Consider the following 5,602-nt stretch of genomic DNA (forward strand, 5'->3'; position numbering starts at 1 on the left):
CCTGAGTCAGGTTCAGGAACCCGGCCGCCGCCAGCCGCACGCCATCCAGCCGCCGTTGATCTATGCCGTGGGACGAGGCTTCCATGGCGAAGTGGGTCACGCCCAACTGCGCCACCCGCGCCAGCAGCTCCGCCACATCGCCGGCGTCAGGCGTCGTCAGGCCCGGCGGCGTGATTTGGTCGTGGCTCCCGTCCGGCCGCGAGACCGTCAGGCCCAGCGTGCCCATACTGGCCGAAACGTGCCCGGCCCGCGCGAAGATCTGGCGACAGAAGTTGGCCACTGATGTCTTGCCGTTGGTGCCGGTGACCGCCACCGAAAACTTGGGCTGCAGGCCCCAGAAGTTGGCCGCCGCCAGCGCATAGCCACGTCGCGGATCCCGGCAGACAACCGTGGGCGCCGACAGCCCCAGATCGTGGTCGGCCAGCACCGCCGCGGCGCCGGCCGCCACGGCCTGCGCCGCGAAACTCGCCCCATCCGCCAGCGAGCCCGGCAGGGCGGCGAACAGGAACCCCGGCTTGACCCTGCGGCTGTCCGCCGTCACGCCCGTGATGTCCGGATCAATGGCCAGCTCGCGGCGCACGAGGTGGGACAGGCGCGCCCTCATCGTCCCTCGCCCACGGTCTCTTCGCTCGGCGGCTCGACCGGGATCGCCTGGCCGACATCGGTGCGCCGCCGCACGCCCAGGAATGGCGCGATGCGCTCAATCACCCGACCGGCCGCCGGCGCCGCCACCCAGCCGCCGGTGGAGTAGCCCGCGCTGGCCGCCGTACCGTTCGGTTCATCCAGCAGGATCAGCACAAAATAGCGCTTGGCGTCGGCCGGGCCGGTGGTCGGGAACACCGCCGCGAACGACGAGACCTGCCTCTGGGTGTTGTAGGCGCGGATCGCCGGATCATACTTCTCGCCAGTGCCCGTCTTGCCGCCGACGCTCAGGCCGGGGATATCAGCCGACTTGCCGCTGCCGCCGGTAACGTTGGCGCGCATGATCGAAAGCATCTGCAGCGACGTGCGCTCGCTCATCACCCGCGTGCCGGCCACCTTGACGCCGGGTTCGAGCTTGCGGACCGTGAGCGGGATCAGCTCTCCTCCGTTCAGCAGTGCGCTCATGGCGCGAGCCAGCGCCAGGGGCGTCACGTTGATGCCGTGCCCAAACGAGCTGGAGGCCACCGCGTCGTCGTTCCACACCTTGGGCGTCAGCGGCCGGGCGTTCTCAATCAGCTCCACCTTGGCCGGCGTGGTCAGCCCCAGGCCGTCAAAGTAACGACCCATGCGCTCAGGCCCGACGGCCTGAGCCAGCTTGGCCGTACCGATGTTCGACGAGTGCTGGAACACCTCAACCAGCGTCAGGACCTTACGCGCGGCGTGGTAGTCCTGGATGGTCCGATAGCCCATCTTGTAGGGGAACCGGGCGTCGAAGGTGCTCTCGGGCGTCGCCACGCCGCTATCGAGACCAATGGCCACAGTGAACGCCTTGAAGGTCGAGCCCATCTCAAAGACCGAAGCCGCCGCCCGGTTGGTCTGCGCATAGACGCTTGAGCGGCCGGGCCGGTTCGGGTCCATCGCCGGCCAGCTGGCCATACCCAGGACCTCGCCAGTGTGCACATCGGTCACCAGACCCACGGCGCCCTTGGGCGTGAACTCCGCCACCGCCTTATAGAGTTCGTCTTCAAGCGCGCCCTGCACCCGAAGATCGATGGACAGCGCCACCGATCCGCCGGTGTGAACGGCCTGCCGGATCTCGTCGTTGAAGGCTGCCTCCACGCCGGAAAGGCCCTCACCGCCCGCATCGGAGAAGCCGACGATGTGGGCCGCGCTGGTTCCCAGCGGATACACCCGGCGCTGCTCCGGCTCGAAGGTCACGCCGGGCAGGCCCAGCACATGCACCCGATTCCGCGCCTCAGGCGTCAGGGCGCCCATCACGAACACCCGACGGTTGCCGCGCAGCGCCCGCTCAAGCCGCGCCATGTCGAGTTCAGGCAGGGTCCGCGACAGCGCCTGACGCGTCTCGGCCGTATCCCAGATCTCTCGGGGGTTTATGTAGAGCCCATAATGCAGGAGATCGGCAGCCAGCATCCGCCCATTGCGATCGACAAGATCGGCCCGAGAAGCGCCGAGGGGCGCACCGCCCGTGGCATGGGCCGCATCCGAGAACAACGCCGCCCGGGTCGCCCCGATCGCCAGAACCACGAACGCAGCCGAGAAGACCGCCATAACGACGAAGATGCGGATGCGGGTGTCGTCTTCCGCCCGGCCCGAAGCCCGAGCCCGCTCGAAGGCGTGCTCCCACTTCCACATCAGTTCGGCCAGCCATCGGGGCAGGCCGCGACCGCCGAGGGTAGGTTGATCCAGACTCATCGCGCCGCTCCGGCGGTCGGCGCGGCGGGCGCGGCTGCGGCCACGCGAACCGGATTGGCTTCGGGCGGCGGAGGTGGCGGCACGCCTGGAACCACGCTGGCGCCGGCGGCGTTGACCATCGCCGCCACCGCCGAGGGCGCCTTGGCCTCCGAGGGCGGCCCCGCACGCGCCACATCGATGATCTGGTCGACGCTCGCCTCACGATGCGCAGTGACCGGCGACATTTTCAGATAGACGACCGAGAGGCGCTCGATCCGACCCGGCTGTTCCAGATGCGCCACCTCGGCCTCCAGCAGGCGGATACGCTGGGCCTCGGCGTTGATCTGCCGCGTAACGCTGGCGATCTCGGCCCGCTCCCGACCGGCCAGGGTCTTGGCCAGATAGACGCCCAGGATCACCGCCACCAGCAAGCCGGCGGCGATCAGATCGACCACGCGAAAACCCCGGACGCGGCGAGCGAAGAGACTCATGCCGCCGCCCTCCAGACCGGCGCATCAGTGCGAATCGCGGCCCTGAGCTTCGCCGAGCGCGCCCGCGGATTGACCGCCGCCTCGGCGTCGGAAGCTGCCTCTGCGCCGTTGAACATCAATCGAAAACTCGGCGGCGGACCGCCAGGCCCGACCGGCGCATGGCGCGATCCACCCGGCGTCCTCCCGGCGCGTTCGCCCAGGAACGCCTTCACGATCCGGTCTTCCAGCGAGTGGAAGGTCACCACGCACAGCCGGCCTCCGGCCTTCAGCACCCGCTCTGCCGCCGTGAGGCCGGCCTCCAACTCGGAAAGCTCCTCGTTCACCGCGATCCGCAGACCCTGAAAGGTCCGGGTCGCCGGATGAATCCGCGCCCCGCGCCGGCCGCCCAGAGCGCGCTCCACCACCTCGGCCAGGTCCAGCGTGCGCTCGAACAGCGCCTGCTCACGCCGGCGGATGATCGCCCGCGCCACCCGTCGACTCTCCCGTTCTTCGCCATAGAAGAACAAGATCCGCGCCAGTTCCTCCGCCTCGGCGGTGTTGACCAGATCGGCCGCCGTGGGCCCGTCAGCGCCCATACGCATGTCGAGAGGCCCGTCCCGCATGAGCGAAAAACCGCGATCCGCCTCGTCGAACTGCATCGACGAGACGCCAAGGTCGAGCGCCACACCGTCCGCCGCCGCACCCCCCAACTCAGTCGCCATCTCCGAAAACCGCGCTTCCACCAGACGGAACCGATCCGCCGGCAGACCCTCGGCGTGGATTTTCACGCGCGGATCGCGGTCGAACGCCACCACCTTCGCCCCGGTCTCGAGGATGGCGCGAGTATAGCCGCCCGCGCCGAAGGTGCCGTCGATAATCAACTCGCCCGGCGCCGGCGCCAGTCGCGCCAGGACCTCGCTCAACATCACCGGAACGTGCGGCGCGCTCATGTCGCGCCTCCGAGGCGGGCCAGACGCTGGCGGTTGCGCATGTCGGCTAGGCCGGTGCGGGCGAAGTCGCGGTCGGTCGGGCGCTGGGCGTTGAACGCATCCCGCTCCCAGATCTCGAAGCGGTCACGCAGTCCCACCACGGCCACCCAATCGGTAAGGCCGAACTCCTCGCATAGCGCTTCCGGAAGGGTGATACGGCCCGCAGTGTCGAACGAGAGCTTCTGCATCCGACCGAACACATTGCGCTCGATGGAGTCCCGCACTTCATCGCCGAACTCCAGTTCGTCGGCCATCGCGCCATAGCGGTCGAAAAGCGGCTGCCCCCCACCCTCCAGGCAGTTCGAGCGGATCGAAGGAAAGATGAAGAGGCCGTCCGCGGGACCTGAGAGCGCGGCGCGATACTCCTGCGGCACAACGATGCGCCGCTTCGCGTCCAACTGCTTCTCGTAGGTCGAGAGAAACATCCCGGCCCTGGTCCCCTCCTTCGCCCAACCCGCCAGCCGGCGCCCCGACCCGCCGCTATGGTTAGCGAATGCTTATTGGGGTAACATGGGATTAAGTGGGGTTCAATGACACTTGGCGCCTCACCAAGCCGAATTCAGGCGAAAAATTGACGCAGGCGCGCACCGCTAACGCCTTCATCCGGAACGATTTTAGAACAAATGGTTAATGCGGATCAGGCGGCCTGTAAGCCGGGTTCTGTCCGCCCCTCTCCTCACGAAGAGATGGCGTGACGGTCATTCCTCTGGACCGGCCGTCGCCGACCGGTTCTCGCGACCTACCCGGACCCCTCGGCGCGCCGACACGCCTGTCCACCAAGGCCGAAGCCACAATGGACGCGGGATCCCTATTCGGTCTTGCTCCTGGCGGGGCTTGCCATGCGACCCCTGTCACCAGCGGCCCGGTGGGCTCTTACCCCACCTTTTCACCCTTACCGCGCCGACGCCCCGGAGGGACGAAGGCGGGCGGTTCGATCTCTGTGGCGCTATCCCTGGGGTCACCCCCGGTGGGCGTTACCCACCGCCATGTCGTCGTGGAGCCCGGACTTTCCTCGAACCCCCGAAAGGGCCCGCGACCGCCCAGCCGTCTGATCCGCCGCGACCGTGGACACAAGGTCGAGACAAGATCAAGTCACCGAGGCGTCGACGACGAGACTCATCGCCGTCCCTCATCCCACCGCCTTCGCCGCCCCCAGTTCCGCCCGCCAGTGCGCCTCGCGCGCCTTGGTCTGATCCGCCAGGCCCATCCGCGTCAGATGGGGATCGACGATCCGCTCTAGAACCTCGTAGGTCAGCCCCTCGGACCCGTGCGCCGCCCACGCCGCCTGCAGCGCCCGGTTCGGGCGCCCGCCGGTGCGCAGGGAGAACCAGACGCTGTTCTCCTGAGCGTCGATGTTGCGCGACGCCGCCGTCCAGACCTCGCCCGTCGCCAGGCAGCGCACGGCGTAGATCCCCGGCCACACCTCGCGTTCCTTGAAGTCCCGCTGCGCCTGCCGTCGGGCCTGCTTGTCCATTTCTCGCCTCATCGTCCATGCTCGTCGGCCAGGATGGCGTAGAGGTAGCTGTCCCGCCACTCGCCCTTGACCAGCACGTCCCGCCGGAAGTGCGCCTCACGGCGCATGCCGAGCTTTTCAAGTAGCCGCCACGAGGCCACGTTACGCACGTCCGCCGTCGCCCAGATCCGGTGCAGTCCCAGGTCTCCGAACCCGACCGCGAACAGGGCCCGTGCCGCCTCGGCCGCATAGCCCTGGCGCCAATAGGCCCGGTGATAGCTGTGCCCGAAGTCCGCCGTCCGATGTCCCGGGGCTTTCAGTCCCAGTCTGATCGATCCGATGACCCGACCGTCGGC

7 protein-coding genes and 1 other RNA gene are annotated in these 5,602 nt (G+C 68.4%); all 8 read right to left on the reverse strand.

Translation table 11 applies throughout. The features are described from left to right. Positions 1–604: Mur ligase family protein (locus ACIQ3R_RS14565; protein WP_397419584.1), on the reverse strand; the 604-nt coding region annotated here is incomplete at its 3' end. Further along, entirely contained in the window at positions 601–2,355 is a 1,755-nt protein-coding gene (locus tag ACIQ3R_RS14570; RefSeq protein ID WP_397419585.1) for a peptidoglycan D,D-transpeptidase FtsI family protein, read from the reverse strand. The genes ACIQ3R_RS14570 and ACIQ3R_RS14565, both read right to left, overlap by 4 nt. Further along, positions 2,352–2,825, reverse strand: a complete 474-nt coding sequence (locus ACIQ3R_RS14575) for a cell division protein (protein WP_397419586.1) — start codon at positions 2,823–2,825, stop codon at positions 2,352–2,354. The genes ACIQ3R_RS14570 and ACIQ3R_RS14575 overlap by 4 nt, the downstream gene beginning before the upstream one ends. Then, positions 2,822–3,754, reverse strand: a complete 933-nt coding sequence (gene rsmH / locus ACIQ3R_RS14580; RefSeq protein ID WP_397419587.1) for a 16S rRNA (cytosine(1402)-N(4))-methyltransferase RsmH — start codon at positions 3,752–3,754, stop codon at positions 2,822–2,824. Before rsmH ends, ACIQ3R_RS14575 begins: the two co-directional genes overlap by 4 nt. Further along, a complete protein-coding gene (locus tag ACIQ3R_RS14585; protein ID WP_397419588.1) occupies positions 3,751–4,218 on the reverse strand; it encodes a division/cell wall cluster transcriptional repressor MraZ in 468 nt (155 codons plus the stop codon). Before ACIQ3R_RS14585 ends, rsmH begins: the two co-directional genes overlap by 4 nt. Positions 4,219–4,426: 208 nt before the next feature. Next, positions 4,427–4,845: RNase P RNA component class A (rnpB, locus tag ACIQ3R_RS14590), an RNA gene on the reverse strand. 77 nt (positions 4,846–4,922) lie between these two features. Then, positions 4,923–5,267 (reverse strand): GIY-YIG nuclease family protein, encoded by a 345-nt coding sequence (locus ACIQ3R_RS14595; protein ID WP_397419589.1) that lies wholly within the window; start codon positions 5,265–5,267, stop codon positions 4,923–4,925. 8 nt (positions 5,268–5,275) lie between these two features. Next, a partial coding sequence (locus tag ACIQ3R_RS14600) for a GNAT family N-acetyltransferase (protein ID WP_397419590.1) occupies positions 5,276–5,602 on the reverse strand: 327 nt, incomplete at its 5' end.

The sequence above is a fragment of the Phenylobacterium sp. genome, from assembly GCF_044371015.1.
GTDB lineage: Bacteria > Pseudomonadota > Alphaproteobacteria > Caulobacterales > Caulobacteraceae > Phenylobacterium.